2 protein-coding genes are annotated in these 1,387 nt (G+C 65.5%); one reads left to right on the forward strand and one right to left on the reverse strand.

The window, feature by feature from the left end; genetic code table 11:
• Window positions 1–34: 34 nt before the first annotated feature.
• Entirely contained in the window at window positions 35–448 is a 414-nt protein-coding gene (locus IF99_RS0130145) for a hypothetical protein (RefSeq protein WP_031001648.1), read from the reverse strand.
• Between the two features lie 99 nt (window positions 449–547).
• Between IF99_RS0130145 and IF99_RS0130150 the strand changes: the two genes are divergently transcribed.
• Entirely contained in the window at window positions 548–1,318 is a 771-nt protein-coding gene (locus tag IF99_RS0130150; RefSeq protein WP_031001650.1) for an IS5/IS1182 family transposase, read from the forward strand.
• Window positions 1,319–1,387: the final 69 nt, after the last annotated feature.

The raw sequence follows: 1,387 nt of genomic DNA on the forward strand, positions 1-1,387 counted from the left end.
TAAGCGCTGTCCCGTAATCCCACGAGGCTGAGGGTCATGCCGTGTCCGGGTCGGCGTCGATGGCACCGGCTGAGCGAAGCGAACGCCCGAGGTTTCCGGTGAGGATGCGGGGGTGTCGCCGCCACCACCACAGGTCGGGGCCGGGCAGCCTGTGGAACTGCTCGAGTGCTTGGCCGTCGTCGTCGATGGTCGCGGCCTTGTACTGAGCGTCCAGGGCTTTGATCCGCGGGGTCCAGAGCTGGACGATGTGTTCGTCCAGCAGGAGCCACGCTTCGTGCAGCCAGTTTCGGCAGTAGAGGTCGTTGGTGTACTCGTAGATGTCGTCGCTGTAGCCGCGCTCGATGATGCTCACCAGGGCAGCCCACGCGTTCACCCTGTCAGTGACCGTGAATGCCGTCCGCCAGCCGCGCTGGTGCAACAGCTCTCCCACCTCGGTTTCAGTAGCCACGGGCGTGAGGCTCTCATGCCGAATCCGTCCGAGCGACCGATATATGTCCCGTCAGAAGCTGACGGCCCAGCAGCATGATCAAGATGAGACGATCTCGCCGTGGCTGGTGTGATCACGGCGTCCGAGCCGTCCTGGATAGCCCCGTTCAGCGGGCTGAGCCCGAGGCAGTTCAGGAAGCTGGTGACCGTTCTGCGGCGCCAGGGTGCGGACGCCGTCCGTAAGGGCCGGCCGTGGAGCCTTCCGCTGGAAGACCGGACCCTGCTGGTCGCGGCCTACTGGCGCACGAACCTGACCATGCGCCAACTCGCCCCGCTGTTCGGAGTCTCCAAGTCGGCAGCGGACCGCATCATCGACCATCTCGGGCCGATGCTCGCGCTCCAGCCCCGCATGAGGTTCGCCAGGAACACCGTGCTCATCGTCGACGGCACCCTGGTCCCCACCCGCGACCACACCATTGCCGAGCGGTCGAAGAACTACCGGTACTCCACCAACCACCAGGTCGTCATCGACGCCGACAGCCGCCTGGTCGTCGTGGTCGGCCGACCGCTCGCCGGAAACCGCAACGACTGCAAGGCATGGGAGGAGTCCGGCGCCAAGGCCGCCGTCGGCAAGACCATGACCATCGCCGACGGCGGCTACCAAGGCACCGGACTCGTCATCCCTCACCGCCGCGAGCGCGGCCAAGCCGGACTCCCGGACTGGAAAGAGGAACACAACAAGTCCCACAAGCAGGTCCGAGCCCGCGTTGAGCACACCTTCGCCCGCATGAAGACCTGGAAGATCCTCCGCGACTGCCGCCTCAAAGGCGACGGAGTCCACCACGCCATGCTCGGCATCGCACGCATGCACAACCTCGCCCTCGCCGGATAAGCGAGCGGGCCGTACAGAGGCCAGCCATGACCGAGGCAACCTGAAGATCATTTACGGGACAACACTTAG

It is taken from the genome of Streptomyces sp. NRRL F-5630 (assembly GCF_000719475.1).
Classification (GTDB): domain Bacteria; phylum Actinomycetota; class Actinomycetes; order Streptomycetales; family Streptomycetaceae; genus Streptomyces.